Raw genomic sequence first — 16488 nt, 5'->3', positions numbered from 1 at the left:
GCGTTCACGTGCTTACGTGGCGGAAGGGGATCGGGGGAGGGAGGCCCTGTGGGTCTGATCACCGCTGTGGCATGGGCGATCGCCGCGCTGGCCGGAGTGTACCTGCTCTACTTCTGGCTCTCCGGGGACGGGCTGCGCCGGGCCAAGGTCACCCGCTTCCCGGCCGCGCTGGTGTTCTCCCACCCGACGCTGGCCGTGTCGGCGCTGGTGTGCTGGGTGGGCGGGCTGGTCACGGGGAGCAGGGCGCTGGCGTGGGCCGCGTTCGGAGGGCTGGCGGTGGCCGCGCTGCTGGGGTTCACGATGTCCACGCGCTGGCTCGGGGCCGGGCGGCACACGACAGGCGGGCGCCGGTTCCCGGTGCTGGCGGTGACGCTGCACGGCCTGGCGGGGGTGGCGACGTTCGCGCTGATGCTGCTCACCGCGAGCGCGGCTGGCGCAGGACCTGGAGGGAACGGGCCGTGACGGCGACCAGGTCGCCGGCCTGCCAGCCCTCGTCCACGAACGCGTCCTCCATCGTCTCGTGGCTGGTGTCGAGCACGGGCACCCATCCGGTGCCGCACTCCTCGCCCGGCAGCGTGAACGACATGTTCTCGTGGTGGGCGTTGATGAGCAGCAGGAACGAGTCGTCCACGATCCGCTCGCCGCGCGGCCCGGGCTCGGTGATGGCCTCGCCGTTGAGGTAGACCATGAGCGACTTGGCGTAGCCGATGTGCCAGTCGCTCGCCGTCATCTCCGTGCCGCCCGGGGTGAGCCAGACCAGGTCGCGCTTGCCGTCCTTGGGATGGCGGCCGTGGAAGAAGCGGCGGCGCTGGAAGACCGGGTGCTCGCGGCGCAGCTTCGACAGCGCCCTGACGAACTCCAGCAGCTCCGGCTCCGTGTGCAGCATCGACCAGTCGACCCAGGCCAGCTCGTTGTCCTGGCAGTAGGCGTTGTTGTTGCCGCGCTGGGTGCGGCCGAGCTCGTCGCCGTGGGAGAGCATGGGCACCCCCTGCGACAGGAACAGGGTGACCAGGAAGTTGCGGCGCTGGCGGTGGCGGAGCTGGACGATGCCGGGGTCCTCCACGGGGCCCTCGGCGCCGCAGTTCCAGGAGCGGTTGTCGTTGGTGCCGTCGCGGTTGTCCTCGCCGTTGGCCTCGTTGTGCTTGTGGTCGTACGAGACCAGGTCGCTGAGGGTGAAACCGTCGTGGCAGGTCACGAAGTTGATCGAGGCGACCGGGCGGCGGCCGGAGGACTCGTACAGGTCGGCGGAGCCGGTCAGGCGGGAGGCGAACTCGGGGAGCGCGGAATGCGTGCCTCTCCAGAAATCGCGCACGATGTCGCGATATTTGCCGTTCCACTCCGTCCACAAAGGCGGGAAATTCCCGACCTGGTAGCCGCCGGGCCCCACGTCCCACGGCTCGGCGATCAGCTTGACCTGCGAGATCACCGGATCCTGCTGGATCAGGTCGAAGAACGCGCTCAGCCGGTCGACGTCGTGCAGCTCCCTGGCCAGCGCCGAGGCCAGGTCGAACCGGAACCCGTCCACGTGCATGTCGAGGACCCAGTAACGCAGCGAGTCCATGATCAGCTGCAGCGCGTGCGGCGAGCGTACGTTGAGGGAGTTTCCGCACCCGGTGTAGTCGAGGTAGTAGCGCCGGTCGCCGTCGTGCAGCCGGTAGTAGGCGGCGTTGTCGATCCCCCGGAACCCCAGCGTGGGCCCCATGTGGTCGCCCTCGGCCGTGTGGTTGTAGACGACGTCGAGGATGACCTCGATGCCCGCCTCGTGCAGCGCCCGCACCATCGCCTTGAACTCCAGCACCTGCTGCCCCCGCGTCCCCGCGCTGGAGTAGCCGCCGTGGGGAGCCAGGTAGGCCATGGTGTTGTAGCCCCAGTAGTTGGTCAGCCCGCGGGCGACCAGGAAGTGCTCGGGGATGTAGTGGTGGACCGGCATCAGCTCGACCGCCGTCACCCCCAGCGACAGCAGGTGGTCGATGATCGCCGGATGCCCCACGCCCGCGTACGTTCCGCGCAGGTCGGGCGGCACGTCGGGGTGGCGCATGGTGAGCCCGCGCACGTGGGCCTCGTAGATCACGGTCTGGTGGTACGGGATGCGCGGCGGCCGGTCGTTGCCCCACTCGAAGAACGGGTTGATGACCACGTTCTTCGGCATGTAGGGGGCGCTGTCCTCGGTGTTGCGCCGGGTCGGATCGGTGAAGTAATAGGGGAACAGCGCCTGGTTCCAGGTCAGCTCGCCGTCGATGGCCTTGGCGTAGGGATCGAGGAGCAGCTTGGCCGGGTTGCACCGGTGGCCCTGCGACGGGTCGTGCGGGCCGTGGACGCGGTAGCCGTAGCGCTGGCCCGGCTGGATGCCCGGCAGGTAGCCGTGCCAGACGAACCCGTCGACCTCGGGCAGGTCGACGCGCTCCTCGGTGCCGTCGTCATGAAATAGGCACAGCTCGACTCGCTCGGCGACCTCGGAGAACACCGCAAAGCTGGTGCCAACGCCATCCCAGGTGCCGCCGAGTGGATAGGGCTCGCCCGGCCAGACCTCGCGCATGTGGCCCAATTGTCGCACGCGAACACGCTCTTGGTCTCTCAATGCGCCGATCGCCCTCCGTACCGGGGTCTCCACGTGCCCGGCCTCCGGGCCGGGCAGGTCGCGGAGACCGTCAGAGCAGCTCGGCGTTGAGCGTGATCATGGTGCCCGTCAGGGCCTTGCTGACCGGGCAGTTGGCCTTGGCCGTCTCGGCGGCCTCCGCGAACTGCTCGGCCGAGATGCCGGGAACGTGGCCCTTCACCGTGAGCACGATGCCCGTGATGCCCTCACCCGGCTGGAACGTCACGTCGGCGCTGGTCTCCAGCGACTCCGGCGGGGTGCCGGCGCCGGCCAGCCCGTGCGAGAGCGCCATCGAGAAGCAGGAGGAGTGGGCGGCCGCGATGAGCTCCTCCGGGGACGTCTTGCCGCCGGCCTCCTGGGACCTGGACGGCCAGGAGACCTCGAACGTGCCCACGCCCGAGGTGTCGAGCGACACGGTGCCCGAACCGTTGATCAGGTTGCCCTTCCACTGGGTGGTGGCGGTGCGAGTGGTGGCCATGACGTGCTCCCTCCGTATTGGTCCTCCGACCTTATCGCGCGCCGGCAAACTCCCTGCCTCTCGGTCATCCAGCTCTACTTTTCCGGCGAATAATGACATGCTCGGGTCGCGGCGCACCCGCCGCCTTGGTCCGGATTACACGGGAGTGTGGTGCCAGTGGAGGCACCGTACGACGACCGCCTGCTGCACCAGCGGGTGGTCGGCGGCGATGAGTCCGCGCTGGGCGAGGTCTACGATCGGCTCTCCTCGCTGATCTTCGGGCTCGCGCTGCGGGTCACCAGGGACCGGGTGATCGCCGAGGACATCACGCAGGAGGTGTTCCTGGTCTTCTGGGAGCGCCCCCTGTCCTATGACCCGGAGCGCGGCACCTTACGCGCCTGGCTCGCGACGATCGCGCACCGCCGTGCGGTCGACCACGTGCGCGCCGAGGAGCGGCGGCGGGTGTCGGCACTCGGACCCAGGCTGTTCGAGCGCGAACCTGACAGACTGGAGGACACGGTCCTGGCCTCGGACGAGGCCAAACGGGTGCGGCAGGCGGTGACCTCGCTGCCCGACGGCCTCCGGGAGGCGGTGGAGCTCGCCTACTTCGGCGGCAGGACCTATCGGCAGGTGAGCGAGGAGCTGGGCGTGCCCGAGGGCACGGCCAAATCGCGCATCCGGCTGGCGCTGAGACGCCTGGCGGACGCGCTTGCGGAGGAAGAGGTGTAATGGACCCCATCGAGCGCCTCTATCTGGACGCGATGATGGAGGACCCGGAGGTGCCGGCCCGTTCGTTGCGGCCCCAGCTCCTGGCCGGGGCCAGGGCCCGGCGCAGGCCCGCGGCCCCCACCGCGGCCTGGGCGGAGCCGTACGCGGGCCGGGTGGCCGCGATGGACGCGCTGCTGACCTCGGCCGTGGACGACGACTGGTCACGCGTGATCGTCGAGGGCTGGACCCTCCAGGAGCTCGTCGCCCACCTGGCCGCCAAGGACGGCCTCCTGGCCGCCTCCGTCGGCGCCCCCGTGCTGGGGCCGCCCATGGGCGCGACCGATTCGACGGGACGGACGAGCGACGTTCAGGCGTACGAGCGCACCCGCAGCCCCGAGCAGACCAGAAGGGACTGGCGGGCCCAGGCCGACGCCCTCTGCCGCCACCTCGCCGACCTGCCGCCCACGACCCCGGCCACCCTGGACGGCATGGAGGTCCCGGTCCGCGACCAGCTCCTGGCGCGCTGCCTGGAGACCTGGATCCACACGGCCGACGCCGCCCGGACCGCCCGGCTGCGCCTGCCCGACCCCATCGCCGAGCACATCCACCCGACCGCCGACCTGTGCGCGCGCCTGCTGCCCTGGACGATGCTCCTGTCGGGCATGGACGGCTCCGGCCGCACCCTCCACCTCACCCTGACGGGCGCGGGCGGGGGCGAGTGGCAGGTGCCGCTGGGCGTGGAGGACACCCGGCCCGGCCCGCCGGACGCCCACATCACGGCGGACGTGGTCGCGTTCTGCTTCCTGCTGGGCGGCAGGGGAGAGCCCGCCGAGTTCCCGGCCGAGCTGGCCGGCGACCTGCCGCTGGCCAGGGACGTCCTGACCGCGGCCCCGGCGCTTTCCGGCCCCTGACCGGCGGCGCTGTCCATTCTGGGGGAATTGGGCGGGAAATGCCCTGGGATATAGCGCGAGGTCCTTTAAGTAACTCGCAAAACCATCGTTTAATGACCCCGCATGGTTTTGACAGGTTATTTGGGTTTACATAGTTAGGCGAGAATATTCACATGGGTACGTCTGCCCCTGTCTGAGTGCCTGCGGAGATAGTGGGCACTGGATTTCGGGCCGATCTACCCATGAACGGAAACGAATGCACGTGAACACTGAAAGTCGGCAATCGCGGACGCCTCGCCATGGGCGGGCCGCGACACTAACGCTGGCCGGCGCCATCGTCGGCTCCCTGCTCCTTCCCACGGGTCTGGCGGCCGCGGCGAGCGCGGTGCCGAGCAGCGCCGCGGGCGTCGGGGTCATCTCGAACGAGAAGCCGCCGCTCTGTGGGAAGCACTGCGGCCGTCGCGGATGGGGAGGCGGCTGCTGGCGCCCCTGGTGTGGCCCCTGGGGCTGGGGCGGCTGGGGACGTCGTCACCACCACCGTGATGACGACGAGATCATCCGCATCCGCACACCGCGCCGCGAGCACCACCGTCCGGTGCACCACACGCCGCCGACGGTGCAGACGCCTCCCGTCAAGGAGACGCCGGTCAAGCAGCCGATCAAGGACGACGACCAGTACGAGGCCCCCGAAGAGACGGGCCAGGAGACGGGCCAGAACGACAGCTGGTGGCCCAACGGGGACGACTGGCGGGATATCTTCGGGCCCGAGAATTAACCGGTGAGCTGAAACAGCTCCCGTTTTTGGAGAAACGGTCGATGACAAATGCCGTGGCCGGCGAAACGGCCACGGCATTTGCCGTAGGAGAGGAGGGTCCCCGTGATGGACGACGCGACGGGACTGGCGGGGCTGCTGTACGAGTTCGGGCTGCTCAAGCGCTACAAGCGGACCGGGTGGCTGGTGGCGGGCGTACGGGACCCGGAGAGCATCGCCGAGCACTCGTTCCGCGCGGCCGTCATAGCCGGCGTGATCGCGAGGCTCGAAGGCGCGAATCCGGAGCGGGCCGCGTTCATGAGTCTCTTCCACGACACCCAGGAGACCCGCATCACCGACATCCCGTACATCGGCAAGCGCTACCTCAAGGCGGCCTCCAACGAGGACGTCACCGCCGACCAGATGCGCGGCCTGCCCGCGGAGGTGGCGGACATGGTCGCCGACGCGGTGGGGGAGTACGAGGAGAAGGCCAGCCTCGAAGCCGTCTGCGCCCGGGACGCGGACAAGCTGGAATGCCTCATCCAGGCGCTCGAATACCGGGAGCAGGGGCACCAGAACGTCCAGGGCTGGATCGACAGCTCCCTGGACGCCCTGACGACCCCGACCGGGAAACGGCTGGCCGAGGAGGCCCTGCGCACCGGCACCCTGGAGTGGGTGACGCGCGTGCTCAACGGCGACTGAGCGCTCCCCGGTCCGGCGGGAGGGTGCGGGTCAGCCGGTGACGGGCTGGGTGACGAGGTCCCGCTCGTACTCGTCGTCGCTCTCCGCCAGCACCCGCTCCACCCCCCGCGAAGCGCGCTCGTCGCCCCGCGTCAGCAGCCCGCGCGTGGCCTCGGCCACCGTGCGCAGGTCGGCGTCGGCGAGGCGGGCGGCCAGGGCCTCACGGATGACGGGCGTGTCCTCGGACAGCCCGGCGAGCCCGGCGGTGGCCCAGTCGCGCACCTCCGTGTCCTCGTCCTCCGTCATCGCGATCAGCAGCGCCAGACCCTCCTCGTGGCCCGGCGGCAGCACGTCGGCCAGCGCGATCGCGTCCGTCATCGTGCGCTTGTGCCCCGGACGCCCGATGACGTCCAGCACGTACGGCAGCGCGCGGGCGTCCCCCTGGTGCCCGAGCGCGGCCAGGACCGACCGCAGCACCTGCGGGTTGCCCTCCGTGGTAACCATCTTCTGCAGCAGCGGCAGCGTCGTGTCGAGGTAGGGCTTCTCCCCCTCCGCGAACCCGAACTGGGCGATCGCGTCGACCCCGAACTCCCGCTCCCTGGCGTCCTCGCTCCCGCACAGCCGGACCAGCGCCTCGTACGTCTCGTCGTCCGCCCGCCTGCCCAGCGAGTCGGCCACGATCCACCAGGTCTCGGCGTCCTCGTCGATGTCGCGGTGCGCCACGGCCCGCGCCACGAGCTGCTCCACCGGCGTGTACGTGCCCGTCGCGTCCTCCAGCAGGGTCGCGACGGCGGCGTGGCCGCGCTGCGCCTGCACCTGCTCACTCTCCGAGCCGTCGGCCGCGCGTCCGGCCACCGTGACCAGCTCGGTGCCGTCCTTGGCGTACTGGCGGGCCACGACGTACTCCCAGCCCTCCTTCTCGATCTGGTCGAGCAGCGCGCTCTCCAGGTGCACGCCCACCCAGGAGGCGGCGATCTCGAGCGGCGTGTCGCCGTCGCCGTCGTACTTCTCGGCATCGGCGCCCGCTTCGAGCAGCACCTGCACCACGCTCAGCGCGCCGCGCCGGACGGCCAGCGTGAGCGGGGTGTCGCCGGACTCGTTGGCCGCGTCGACCTCCGCGCCAGCCTCGATCAACGCCTTGGCGGTGGCGGCGTGGCCGTTGGAGGCCGCCCAGTGCAGCGCCGTCCAGCCGCCCTCCTCCCGGCCGTTCACGTCGGCGCCGGCCGTCAGGAGCGCGCCGGCCACCTCCACGCGGTCCCAGGCGGCGGCCGCGCACAGCGGCAACCCCTCCTCACCTGGGCTGTTGGGATCGGCGCCGCCGGTGAGCAGCTTGCCCACGGTCTCGGTCTCGCCGTTCAACGCCGCGCGGTAGAGCTGTTCCTCATGCATGACAGGGACCCTAGCCTGGTCCGGCCGCGCCCCGGGCCAAGCCAGAGCCCCGTGTCATCGCTTGGTACGCGCCAAAGCGGCGTCTAGGTTCAAACACCTACAAGGGATGACATGTTTTCCTTCTCGGGGAGGAGTCGCATTCCCGGCAAGACGCGATATGTTGCGAGTATGACTGATCCCGGTGGGCTCCGCGCCTCGGACGCCGAGCGCGAGGCCGTCGTCGAGCAGCTGCGTGTCGCATCGGTGGAGGGCAGGCTGACGCTCGCCGAGCTGACCGACCGTACCGAGGCCGCCTATTCCGCGACCACGCACGCCGAGCTGGCCCTGCTCACCCAGGACCTGCCGGGGGGAGCCACGCCCGCGCCGGCGCCGGCGCCCGCCCCGGTGCCCGCGGGCAGGAAGCGGCGGTGGTTCGTGGGCTTCATGGGCGACTCCAAGCGGCGCGGGACCTGGCGGATCGACCAGGAGCTCGGCGCGGTCGCCGTGATGGGCGACGTGGTGCTCGACCTGCGCGAGGCCGAGGTGCGCACGGACATGGTGGACATCATGGCCGTCTCCGTGATGGGCGACGTCAAGATCATCGTCCCTGACGGCGTGAACGTGGACCTCGACGGCGTGGCCGTCATGGGCGACAAGCGGGTGGACGTCCTCCAGGCGGCCCCCGGCATGAACGTCCCCGTGGTGCGCGTGCGCGCGTACGCCGTGATGGGGGACGTCAAGGTGATCGGCGACTCGCGGGCGCAGCCGGTGCAGCGCGCGTTCGCGGCCTGGCGGGAGCACTGGCGGCGGCTGCACGGCGAGGACTGGCGGGCGCTGGGCCGGCAGATGCGGGAGGAGACCCGCGAGCTGAACCGGCAGGCCCGTGAGCTGGGCAGGCAGGCGCGCGGGGACCGCGGCGACCGGTGGGGCTACTGACCCCGGCTCAGCCGACCAGGGAGGACACCGGCTGCCGCTGGGCCGCCTCGTAACGCTCCAGGAGCACCTCCACCAGCTCCGGCGCCGGGCCGAGCACGTCCGAAACGACCGCGGCCCCGGCCTCCAGGCTCGTCTGCCGTACCTTGTCCGCGAAGTAGCCGGGCGCCAGCAGGTACGGGGCGACGACGACCTTCGGCGCGCCAGCCCGCCTGAGCGCGGCCACGGCCTCGGCGGGCGACGGATCGGCGGCCGACGCGTAGCCGGCGGACACCGTCCACCAGCCGGAACGCCGCCACGCCCGCGCCTGCCCCGCGATCACCGCGTTGGCCCTGGCGTCGCTCGAACCCGCCGACACCAGCACGACCGCGGTCTCCGGGTCCCCGGCGCGCACGCCCGCCTCGGCCAGGCGCCGCTCCAGCGCCGTCAGCAGCAGCGGGTGCGGCCCCAGCGTGCTGCCGTAGTGCACGCGCAGGCGCGGCTCGCGCGCCCGGACCTCGTTCAGCGCCGCCGGCAGGTCCACCCGGCTGTGGTAGGCCTCGGTGAGCAGCAGCGGCAGCACAACGGCCTCCTGGAGGCCGCTCAGCGCCTGTCCCAGTGCGGGAGTGCAGTGGTCGAGGTACGCCACCCGTACGGGCACCTCAGGGCGCGCCAGGCGTACCCGGTCGAGCAGCGCGGCCACGGTGGCGGCGGCACGCGGATCTCGCGACCCGTGCGCCACCGCCACCAGTGGCACGCGGCCGGGGGCCGCCCCGCCTGCCAACGGGACGGGTCCCCTGCTGGGGATCACAGGTGAATGCCGCATTCGACCTTCCCCAGGCCCGCCCAGCGTCCGCTGCGCGGATCCTCTCCCTCCGCGACCTGCCGCGTGCACGGCGCGCAGCCGATCGAGGGGTAGTTGTCGTAGTGCAACGGGTTGATCAGCACCCCGTTGTCGGCGATGTAGTTGTCGACGTCCTCCTGGGTCCAGGCCGCGATCGGGTTGACCTTGACCATCTGCCGCTTGGCGTCCCACTCGACGACCTTGGAGCCGGCGCGGCTGGAGGACTCGTCGCGGCGGATGCCGGAGATCCACGCCAGGTACGGCTCCAGCGCCCGGTTGAGCGGCTCGACCTTGCGCAGGAAGCAGCACAGGTCGGGGTTGCGGCCGAACAGGCGCGGGCCGAGGTCGCGATCCTGCTCCTCGACCGTCCGCGACGGCTTGATGTCGATCACGTTGACGTCATAGACCTGGCGCACCGCGTCACGCGTGCCGATCGTCTCGGCGAAGTGGTAGCCGGTGTCGATGAACAGCACGTCCACGCCGGGCTTGACCCTGCTCACCAGGTCGATCAGGAGGGCGTCGCTCATCGAGGAGGTCAGGCACAGCCGGTCGCCGAACGTCGCCGCCGCCCAGCGGATGATCTCGCGGGCGGGGGCGCCCTCGAGGAACGTCGCGGCGGACTCGACGATGTCCTGCAGGTCAAGGGCGCCGCGCTGCTGTTTCAGGCCGACCTCGATGTCCACGAGCGTCATATCTTCACTCCGATCCCGAGAAACTTGAGCTTGAAGGCGCGGGCGCAGGCGCGGCAGTACCAGCCGCCGTCCCCCTCGTAGGGTTCGAGGTCCTCGTCGCCGCAGTACGGGCAGTGGAACGGGACCGCTCGCTCGCTCATTTGAGGTCCGCCTCGTCGGCCCGCTGCACCCAGTCGGCGAACGACTCGCCTTCCTTCTTCTGGGCGTCGAAGTGCTTGACGACGCGCTCCACGTAGTCGGGCAGCGCCTTGGCGGTGGTCTTGAGGCCGCGCACCTTGCGCCCGAAGCCGGCGTTGACGCCGAGGGAGCCGCCCAGGTGGATCTGGAAGCCCTCGACCTGGTCGCCGTTCTCGTCCACCACGAGCTGGCCCTTGAGGCCGATGTCGGCGACCTGGATGCGGGCGCAGGAGTTGGGGCAGCCGTTGACGTTGATCGTCAGCGGCTCCTCGAACGCCGGCAGCCGCCGCTCCAGCTCGTCGATCAGGTCGGCGGCCGCGGCCTTGGTCTCGACGATGGCCAGCTTGCAGTACTCGATGCCGGTGCAGGCCATCGTCTGGCGGCGGAACGTGGACGGCCGGACCCGCAGGTCGTTGGCCTCCAGCTCGGCCACGATCGAGTCGACCTGGTCGGGCGCGACGTCGAGGATGACCATCTTCTGCTCGACGGTCGTGCGGACCCGGCCGGAGCCGTGCCGCTCGGCGATGTCGGCGATCAGGTGCAGCCTGTCGCCGTCGAGCCGGCCCACCTTGGGCGCGAAGCCGACGTAGAAGTTGCCGTCCTTCTGCGGGAAGACGCCCACGTGATCGCGGCGGCTGCCGCGCGGCAGCGCGGGGGCGGGCCCGTCGGGCAGCGGCTCCTTGAGGTACTCCTGTTCGAGAACTTCGCGGAACTTCTCGACTCCCCAGTCGTTGACCAGGAACTTGATGCGGGCCCGGTGCCGCAGCCGCCGGTAGCCGTAGTCGCGGAAGATCCCGACCACGCCCTCGAAGACGTCGACCGCCTGCTCCGGCCGGACGAACACGCCGATCCGCTTGCCCAGCATCGGGTTGGTCGACAGGCCGCCGCCCACCCACAGGTCGTAGCCGACCTCACCCTGCTCGTTGACCACGCCGACGAACGCGATGTCGTTGATCTCGTGCACCGTGCAGTGGGCGGTGCAGCCGCTCAGCGCCGACTTGAACTTGCGGGGCAGGTTGGAGTACGCCGGGTTGCCCACGATCCGGTCCTGCACCTCGTGGATCTGCTCGGTCGCGTCGAGCACCTCGTCGGCGTCGATCCCGGCCAGCGGGCAGCCCAGGATCACGCGGGGGGTGTCGCCGCACGCCTCGGTGGTGGACAGGCCCACGGCCTCCAGGCGCTCCCAGATGTCCGGCACCGACTCGATCTCGATCCAGTGGAGCTGGATGTTCTGGCGGTCGGTCAGGTCGGCGGTGCCGCGGCCGTACTCGTTGGAGATGTCGGCGATCGTGCGCAGCTGGGCGAGGTCGAGCTGGCCACCGTCGATGCGCACCCGCAGCATGAAGTAGCGGTCGTCGAGCTCCTCCGGCTCCAGGATGGCGGTCTTGCCGCCGTCGATGCCGGGCTTGCGCTGGGTGTAGAGGCCGTACCAGCGCATGCGGCCGCGCAGGTCGGCCGGGTCGATCGAGTCGAAGCCCCGCTTGGAGTAGATGTCGATGATGCGCTGGCGGACGTTGAGGCCGTCGTCGTTCTTCTTGTTCTCTTCGTTCTTGTTGAGCGGCTCACGGTAACCGAGAGCCCACTGGCCTTCGCCGCGCGGGCGTTTGTGGTGCCGGCTGGCAGGAGTGCGGCTGGCAGGGGTGCTCATTGCGCGTCCTTCGGTTCATGGGCGCGCGCAGGGTTCCTCCTGCCTCGTCATCGAGGGCAGGGGTGGAGAGGAGGTGTGCGACGCGCTCAGCGGTGAAAAGGATGGGGTTACAGGCGGGCGTCGCAACAGATGGCACTGCGGACACGCTGAAGATCGACGTGGCGTCGACCGACGAGCATGGGGTCCGCTGGCATACCTAGAAGATACTCTGGCCGTCCCGTTTGTCCAAGACAGGGTCCAGAGTGTGGGACTGTCCAGCTCGCTCAGCCCTGGCTCTTCCAGCTGAGGTCGGGCTCATGGGGCTTCTCCTGGACCTGGTGCTGGCAATCGCACCAGGAGCCCCCGCGGCAGTCCTCGTGGCGTTTGTCCTTGCAGCTCTCACAGATCACATGACGATTATTCTCCTAGAACGTTGTTCGGGTTAGGCTGGCGGGCGTGGATCTCATGGCCGAGCTGCTCGACGACCTGCGTGCCGAGACCGCGTCCCTCGAAGCCCTGCTCGATCCTCTGAGGGACGAGGACTGGGAGCGGCCCACACCCGCCGAGGGCTGGGCGATCCGTGACCAGGTGAGCCATCTGGCCTGGTTCGACGAGGCCGCCGTGCGCGCGGCCACCGACCCCGGCGGCTTCCAGGCCTCGCTGGCGGGCTTCACGTCCGTGGACGGCCTCGCCCTCGAGTCGCGCGGGATGCCGCCGGCGGAGCTGCGCGCGTGGTTCCGCGCGGCCCGCTCCCGCAGCCTGGAGGTGTTCGCGACGCTGGACGCGCGCGAACGGGTGCCGTGGTTCGGCCCCGCCATGTCGGCCGCCTCCTTCGTGACCGCGCGGCTGATGGAGACGTGGGCGCACGGCCAGGACGTGGCCGACGCGCTCGGCGTCACCCGTGAGCCGACGGCCCGGCTGCGCCACGTGGCCATGATGGGCTTCCGCGCCCGGCCCTTCAGCTTCGCCGTGCGCGGCCTGCCGGTGCCCGAGGAGACCGTACGCGCCGAGCTGGCCATGCCGGACGGGACCACGTGGACGGCGGGGCCCGAGGGAGCCGACGGCCTCGTCCGCGGCACCGTCCTCGACTTCTGCCTGGCCGTCACCCAGCGCGTCCACCTGTCCGACACCGCGCTGGAGCTGACCGGCGAGCCCGCGCGGGCCTGGATGGAGATCGCGCAGGCATTCGCCGGGCCGCCCGGCAAGGGGCGGGCGCCCAGGTCAGGGTGAAGTCAGGGTCTTGCCGGATGACGCGGGCGGACCGGCCGGTGAGATCCTTCAGGTATGCGCACGATTCTGAACGTCATCTGGCTGATCTTCGCGGGACTCTGGCTGGCCGCCGGCTACGCGCTGGCCGGGATCATCTGCTGCATCCTGATCGTCACGATCCCGTTCGGCGTCGCGTCGTTCCGGATCGCGGCGTACGCGCTGTGGCCGTTCGGCAGGACCGTGGTGCGCGACCCCGACGCGGGCGCGTTCTCCCTGATCGGCAACGTCATCTGGTGCGTGGTCGCCGGCGTCTGGCTGGCCATCGGGCACGTCGTGACGTCGATCCCGCTGTTCCTGTCGATCATCGGCATCCCGATGGGCATCGCGAACCTCAAGCTCGTCCCCGTTTCCCTGCTTCCGCTGGGCGCACGCATCGTTGACAACGACTAGGGCAGTCTCCGGGACGTAAGCTGTCCCGAAGAGTCACTGCGAATACCGTTGGGTGCCATGACGTCCACCGATGCGCCTCCCCGGCCGAAGAGAGGGCTCGTCTCCAACGCCAGGGCCAGGCTGAGCTGGGTGCTCGACACGAAGTCGTGGGCGATCGTCCGCGCGGCCACCAACGCCGGCGTCACCTACCGGGTCACCGGCCTGGCAGGTGAGGCGGCGTTCTTCGCGCTGCTGTCGCTGCCGCCGTTCGTGCTGGGCCTCATCGGCGTGCTGGCCAAGCTCGGCACCTGGCTGGGCTCCAGCGTGGTCGCTCAGGTCAAGGCGTGGGTGATCGCGCAGGCGGGGGTGCTGTTCACGGAAGAGGCCGTGAACAAGGTGATCAACCCGCTCCTCACCGACGTCCTCAGCGACGACGCCAGCAAGGTGTCGATCATCTCGGTCGGCTTCCTGCTGTCGCTCTGGTCCGGCTCCCGAGCTCTTTACGTGTACGTCGACCTCATCTCCGTGGCCTACGGGCTCGGCGAGGAGCGCGGCATCATCCGCACCAGGCTGATGTCGTTCGGCCTCTACGTCGTCGGCCTGATCATCGGCATCATCGTCATGCCGATCCTGGTCATCGGGCCGACCCTGCTCAGGGACGCCCTGCCCGCCCAGTACGGCGTCCTCATCGACATCCTCTACTGGCCGGTCGTGATCATCGGCTCGGTCCTGTTCCTGACCGTGCTCTACCACGTCAGCGTGCCGGTGCGGACCAAGTGGTACCGGGAGCTGCCCGGCGCGATCCTGGCGCTCTTCCTGTGGATCGTGTGCGCGGCGGTGCTGCGGGCCGTGCTGGCCGCCTGGTTCTCGCCCGTCTCCGTCTACGGGTCCCTGGCCGCGCCCATCGCCGTGCTCCTCTGGCTCTACATCACCGCCCTGGCCGTGCTCATCGGGGCCATCCTGAACGCCGAGGTGGACCGGCTCTGGCCGGGCGTCAGCCGTACCAAATAGAGTCCCCCCGATATGGAGGCGCAGCGGTCGCCGTGAAGACGATGCGGCCCGAGCCGGCCGCGCGGGAGGAGTTCAGGCGCAGGTTCGGCAAGGAAGCCGAGGCCGCGCGGCGGGTCGCCAGGTTCCGCTGGCCGCCATCCACGCGCCCGTGCTCGACGGGCTCGACGAGCGGATCAGGCCGCTGGTGGAGCGGGCGCTCGACAAGGACCCGGCCCGCCGTCCCACCGCCCAGCAGCTCATGGACCGGATGCTCGGCCGCGCCGAGGTGGCGGCCGTCACGCTTGCCGTGGTGCGCCGAACGCGCCCCTGGCCGGCAAACTCGGCGGCGGCGCCCTCGACTCCACCGTCTCGCGGGTGAACCTCATCCCGCCCGGCGTCGGCCGGCCGATCTACCCCGCCTGGAAGGACAAGACCTGCGCGTGCACGGACCTGCCGATGCCGCCGTTCCCCGCGGGAGCGCGGCTCCGGATGTACGCGATCTTCGAGGGCGTGCCGCAGGACGCCGACCGGGTCGACGTCGATCTGGTGCTGCTCGGGGTCATCAGGAACGTGGCGGTCAGCTCATCGTGACACGACGGATGGGCCCCGTGACATCCGCTATCGTCTACGAGGAGACGCGACTGGCGCATTTTGGTGGGATCGACCACCGGGGAGCGAAAGGAGCGGAGGCCGTGCGCCTGGGTCTTCGCAATTGTCAACGATGACAGGAGAATCATGAGTTCTCTCGCGAGCGTCGACCCGCAGATCGCCGAGCTCATCAAGGCGGAAGAGCGCCGCCAGGCCGACACCGTCAAGCTCATCGCGTCCGAAAACTACGTGTCCAAGGCCGTGCTCGAGGCCACCGGCACCGTCCTCACCAACAAATACTCCGAGGGCTACGCGGGCAAGCGCTACTACGAGGGCCAGCAGGTCATCGACCAGATCGAGACCGTGGCCATCGAGCGGGCCAAGTCGCTGTTCGGCGTCAACCACGCCAACGTCCAGCCCTACTCCGGCTCGCCCGCCAACCTCGCCATCTACATGGCGTTCCTGCAGCCGGGCGACACCGTCATGGGCATGGGCCTGCCGTTCGGCGGCCACCTCACCCACGGCTGGTCCGTCTCCGCGACCGGCAAGTGGTTCAACCCGGTCCGCTACGGCGTACGCAAGGACACCGGCCGCATCGACCTCGACGAGGTGCGCCGGCTCGCCCTCGAGCACCGGCCGAAGCTGATCTTCTGTGGCGGCACCGCGATCCCGCGCACCATCGACTTCGAGGGCTTCGCCTCGATCGCCCGCGAGGTCGGGGCCGTGCTGGCCGCCGACATCGCCCACATCGCCGGCCTGGTGGCGGGCGGCGCGCACCCGTCCCCGGTGGGCCACGCCGACGTGATCTCCACGACCACGCACAAGACGCTGCGCGGGCCGCGCGGCGCCATGCTGATGGCCACGGCCGACGAGCACGCCACGGCGCTCAACAAGGCCGTCTTCCCCGGCCTGCAGGGCGGCCCGCACAACCACACCACCGCCGCCATCGCCGTCGCGCTCCACGAGGCCGCCCAGCCGTCGTTCCGCGACTACGCCCACCAGGTCGTCGCCAACGCCAGGACCCTGGCCGACGAGCTCGCCTCCCGCGGGTTCGACCTGGTCTCCGGCGGCACCGACAACCACCTGATCCTGCTCGACCTCACGCCCAAGGGCATCGGCGGCAAGCCCGCCGCCCAGGCGCTCGACCGGGCGGGGCTGGAGACCAACTACAACACGGTCCCCTTCGACCCCCGCAAGCCGTTCGACCCGTCGGGCATCCGCATCGGCACCCCGTCCGTCACCTCCCGGGGCATGGGCGAGGCCGAGATGCGCCAGATCGGCGCCTGGATGGACGAGGTCGTCACGGCCCTGGCCAAGGGGGACGCGGAGGACGTCATCACGCGCGTGCACCACGAGGTCAGCGAGCTCACCGCCCAGTTCCCGGCCCCGGGCCTGTAACCGACCCACCTCCCGCCGGGCCCACCCGGCCGCTCCGGGCCGGCGTCTCCTCCGGGGCGACGCCACCGGCCGGCGCACGGCTTCCGGGTGCTCCCGCCCGACGTCAACGACTCCCAACTCGACTTCGTCGCGGTCGGGGACACGCAGGTCCGGTTCGGGATGGGCGCGGTC

The 16488-nt window shown here is 70.5% G+C and carries 20 protein-coding genes and 1 riboswitch; of the genes, 12 read left to right on the top strand and 8 right to left on the bottom strand.

The features are described from left to right. Positions 1 to 48: 48 nt before the first annotated feature. On the top strand, positions 49 to 462 hold the full coding sequence (locus ACWEPL_RS36280) for a hypothetical protein (RefSeq protein ID WP_363965776.1): 414 nt from the start codon (positions 49 to 51) through the stop codon (positions 460 to 462). On the opposite strand, the gene glgX is transcribed toward ACWEPL_RS36280, so the two are convergent. Together glgX and ACWEPL_RS36270 are read right to left on the bottom strand one after the other, a co-directional pair. Continuing rightward, positions 416 to 2536, bottom strand: coding sequence for a glycogen debranching protein GlgX (gene glgX, locus ACWEPL_RS36275; RefSeq protein ID WP_363966602.1), 2121 nt, complete (start codon positions 2534 to 2536; stop codon positions 416 to 418). The genes ACWEPL_RS36280 and glgX overlap by 47 nt on opposite strands. Positions 2537 to 2648: 112 nt before the next feature. After that, positions 2649 to 3074, bottom strand: coding sequence for an OsmC family protein (locus ACWEPL_RS36270; protein ID WP_363965774.1), 426 nt, complete (start codon positions 3072 to 3074; stop codon positions 2649 to 2651). 150 nt (positions 3075 to 3224) lie between these two features. On the opposite strand from ACWEPL_RS36270, the gene ACWEPL_RS36265 reads away from it, so the two are divergent. The 4 genes from ACWEPL_RS36265 to ACWEPL_RS36250 all read left to right on the top strand — a co-directional run bounded on the left by ACWEPL_RS36265 (position 3225) and on the right by ACWEPL_RS36250 (position 6104). Beyond that, the gene (locus ACWEPL_RS36265; protein ID WP_350722683.1) at positions 3225 to 3782 is read left to right on the top strand and encodes a sigma-70 family RNA polymerase sigma factor; all 558 of its coding nucleotides are present in this window, start codon (positions 3225 to 3227) and stop codon (positions 3780 to 3782) included. Then, positions 3782 to 4672 carry a maleylpyruvate isomerase family mycothiol-dependent enzyme gene (locus ACWEPL_RS36260; RefSeq protein ID WP_452438868.1) on the top strand — a complete coding sequence of 297 codons (891 nt, stop codon included), beginning with the start codon at positions 3782 to 3784 and terminating at the stop codon, positions 4670 to 4672. The genes ACWEPL_RS36265 and ACWEPL_RS36260 overlap by 1 nt, the downstream gene beginning before the upstream one ends. A gap of 241 nt (positions 4673 to 4913) precedes the next feature. Continuing rightward, on the top strand, positions 4914 to 5426 hold the full coding sequence (locus ACWEPL_RS36255; RefSeq protein WP_363965770.1) for a hypothetical protein: 513 nt from the start codon (positions 4914 to 4916) through the stop codon (positions 5424 to 5426). A 105-nt stretch (positions 5427 to 5531) separates the two neighbouring features. After that, positions 5532 to 6104 carry an HD domain-containing protein gene (locus ACWEPL_RS36250; RefSeq protein ID WP_363966600.1) on the top strand — a complete coding sequence of 191 codons (573 nt, stop codon included), beginning with the start codon at positions 5532 to 5534 and terminating at the stop codon, positions 6102 to 6104. A 30-nt stretch (positions 6105 to 6134) separates the two neighbouring features. On the opposite strand, the gene ACWEPL_RS36245 is transcribed toward ACWEPL_RS36250, so the two are convergent. Then, positions 6135 to 7472, bottom strand: coding sequence for an ankyrin repeat domain-containing protein (locus ACWEPL_RS36245; protein WP_452438867.1), 1338 nt, complete (start codon positions 7470 to 7472; stop codon positions 6135 to 6137). 168 nt (positions 7473 to 7640) lie between these two features. Here ACWEPL_RS36245 and ACWEPL_RS36240 point away from each other — a divergent pair, with 168 nt between their 5' ends. Then, the gene (locus ACWEPL_RS36240; protein WP_350722677.1) at positions 7641 to 8387 is read left to right on the top strand and encodes a DUF1707 SHOCT-like domain-containing protein; all 747 of its coding nucleotides are present in this window, start codon (positions 7641 to 7643) and stop codon (positions 8385 to 8387) included. A 7-nt stretch (positions 8388 to 8394) separates the two neighbouring features. Here the strand turns inward: ACWEPL_RS36240 and ACWEPL_RS36235 are convergent, their stop codons facing one another. From ACWEPL_RS36235 to ACWEPL_RS36215, 5 genes are all read right to left on the bottom strand, one after another. After that, complete coding sequence (locus tag ACWEPL_RS36235; protein WP_363965766.1) at positions 8395 to 9189, bottom strand: sirohydrochlorin chelatase; 795 nt, start codon at positions 9187 to 9189, stop codon at positions 8395 to 8397. Beyond that, positions 9171 to 9899: a phosphoadenylyl-sulfate reductase gene (locus ACWEPL_RS36230; RefSeq protein WP_363965764.1), complete on the bottom strand. Its 729-nt coding sequence runs from the start codon at positions 9897 to 9899 to the stop codon at positions 9171 to 9173. Before ACWEPL_RS36230 ends, ACWEPL_RS36235 begins: the two co-directional genes overlap by 19 nt. After that, the gene (locus ACWEPL_RS36225) at positions 9896 to 10039 is read right to left on the bottom strand and encodes an Insertion element protein (protein WP_185077756.1); all 144 of its coding nucleotides are present in this window, start codon (positions 10037 to 10039) and stop codon (positions 9896 to 9898) included. The genes ACWEPL_RS36230 and ACWEPL_RS36225 overlap by 4 nt, the downstream gene beginning before the upstream one ends. Beyond that, positions 10036 to 11724, bottom strand: coding sequence for a nitrite/sulfite reductase (locus ACWEPL_RS36220; RefSeq protein WP_363965762.1), 1689 nt, complete (start codon positions 11722 to 11724; stop codon positions 10036 to 10038). The genes ACWEPL_RS36225 and ACWEPL_RS36220 overlap by 4 nt, the downstream gene beginning before the upstream one ends. Before the next feature lie 107 nt (positions 11725 to 11831). Beyond that, the gene (locus ACWEPL_RS36215) at positions 11832 to 11918 is read right to left on the bottom strand and encodes a putative leader peptide (RefSeq protein WP_350723228.1); all 87 of its coding nucleotides are present in this window, start codon (positions 11916 to 11918) and stop codon (positions 11832 to 11834) included. A gap of 250 nt (positions 11919 to 12168) precedes the next feature. On the opposite strand from ACWEPL_RS36215, the gene ACWEPL_RS36210 reads away from it, so the two are divergent. The 6 genes from ACWEPL_RS36210 (at position 12169) to glyA (ending at position 16317) form a co-directional block, all read left to right on the top strand. Beyond that, entirely contained in the window at positions 12169 to 12933 is a 765-nt protein-coding gene (locus ACWEPL_RS36210; RefSeq protein ID WP_452438892.1) for a TIGR03084 family metal-binding protein, read from the top strand. A 54-nt stretch (positions 12934 to 12987) separates the two neighbouring features. Further along, positions 12988 to 13362, top strand: coding sequence for a YccF domain-containing protein (locus ACWEPL_RS36205; RefSeq protein ID WP_350722670.1), 375 nt, complete (start codon positions 12988 to 12990; stop codon positions 13360 to 13362). Between the two features lie 57 nt (positions 13363 to 13419). After that, positions 13420 to 14352, top strand: a complete 933-nt coding sequence (locus ACWEPL_RS36200) for a YihY/virulence factor BrkB family protein (RefSeq protein WP_350722668.1) — start codon at positions 13420 to 13422, stop codon at positions 14350 to 14352. 148 nt (positions 14353 to 14500) lie between these two features. Beyond that, positions 14501 to 14710 carry a hypothetical protein gene (locus ACWEPL_RS36195; protein ID WP_452438866.1) on the top strand — a complete coding sequence of 70 codons (210 nt, stop codon included), beginning with the start codon at positions 14501 to 14503 and terminating at the stop codon, positions 14708 to 14710. Then, the gene (locus tag ACWEPL_RS36190; protein ID WP_452438865.1) at positions 14707 to 14922 is read left to right on the top strand and encodes a hypothetical protein; all 216 of its coding nucleotides are present in this window, start codon (positions 14707 to 14709) and stop codon (positions 14920 to 14922) included. The genes ACWEPL_RS36195 and ACWEPL_RS36190 overlap by 4 nt, the downstream gene beginning before the upstream one ends. Before the next feature lie 42 nt (positions 14923 to 14964). Beyond that, positions 14965 to 15042, top strand: a riboswitch (ZMP/ZTP riboswitch). Beyond that, complete coding sequence (gene glyA / locus ACWEPL_RS36185; protein WP_435054209.1) at positions 15043 to 16317, top strand: serine hydroxymethyltransferase; 1275 nt, start codon at positions 15043 to 15045, stop codon at positions 16315 to 16317. It begins immediately after the preceding riboswitch. Positions 16318 to 16488: the final 171 nt, after the last annotated feature.

It is taken from the genome of Nonomuraea sp. NPDC004186 (genome assembly GCF_053603495.1).
Note: the sequence above shows the minus strand (reverse complement) of the source record. Positions and strands in the feature narration are given on the sequence as shown.

Excerpts from the sequence above, each read along its gene's own strand:
- ACWEPL_RS36205 (WP_350722670.1), top strand. The coding sequence starts at position 12,988 with ATGCGCACGATTCTGAACGTCATCTGGCTGATCTTCGCGGGACTCTGG.
- ACWEPL_RS36270 (WP_363965774.1), bottom strand. The coding sequence starts at position 3,074 with ATGGCCACCACTCGCACCGCCACCACCCAGTGGAAGGGCAACCTGATC.
- glgX (WP_363966602.1), bottom strand. The coding sequence starts at position 2,536 with ATGCGCGAGGTCTGGCCGGGCGAGCCCTATCCACTCGGCGGCACCTGG.
- ACWEPL_RS36220 (WP_363965762.1), bottom strand. The coding sequence starts at position 11,724 with ATGAGCACCCCTGCCAGCCGCACTCCTGCCAGCCGGCACCACAAACGC.
- ACWEPL_RS36240 (WP_350722677.1), top strand. The coding sequence starts at position 7,641 with ATGACTGATCCCGGTGGGCTCCGCGCCTCGGACGCCGAGCGCGAGGCC.
- ACWEPL_RS36250 (WP_363966600.1), top strand. The coding sequence starts at position 5,532 with ATGGACGACGCGACGGGACTGGCGGGGCTGCTGTACGAGTTCGGGCTG.
- ACWEPL_RS36225 (WP_185077756.1), bottom strand. The coding sequence starts at position 10,039 with ATGAGCGAGCGAGCGGTCCCGTTCCACTGCCCGTACTGCGGCGACGAG.
- ACWEPL_RS36210 (WP_452438892.1), top strand. The coding sequence starts at position 12,169 with ATGGCCGAGCTGCTCGACGACCTGCGTGCCGAGACCGCGTCCCTCGAA.
- ACWEPL_RS36215 (WP_350723228.1), bottom strand. The coding sequence starts at position 11,918 with ATGCCAGCGGACCCCATGCTCGTCGGTCGACGCCACGTCGATCTTCAG.
- ACWEPL_RS36260 (WP_452438868.1), top strand. The coding sequence starts at position 3,782 with ATGGACCCCATCGAGCGCCTCTATCTGGACGCGATGATGGAGGACCCG.
- ACWEPL_RS36235 (WP_363965766.1), bottom strand. The coding sequence starts at position 9,189 with ATGCGGCATTCACCTGTGATCCCCAGCAGGGGACCCGTCCCGTTGGCA.
- ACWEPL_RS36200 (WP_350722668.1), top strand. The coding sequence starts at position 13,420 with ATGACGTCCACCGATGCGCCTCCCCGGCCGAAGAGAGGGCTCGTCTCC.
- ACWEPL_RS36230 (WP_363965764.1), bottom strand. The coding sequence starts at position 9,899 with ATGACGCTCGTGGACATCGAGGTCGGCCTGAAACAGCAGCGCGGCGCC.
- ACWEPL_RS36245 (WP_452438867.1), bottom strand. The coding sequence starts at position 7,472 with ATGCATGAGGAACAGCTCTACCGCGCGGCGTTGAACGGCGAGACCGAG.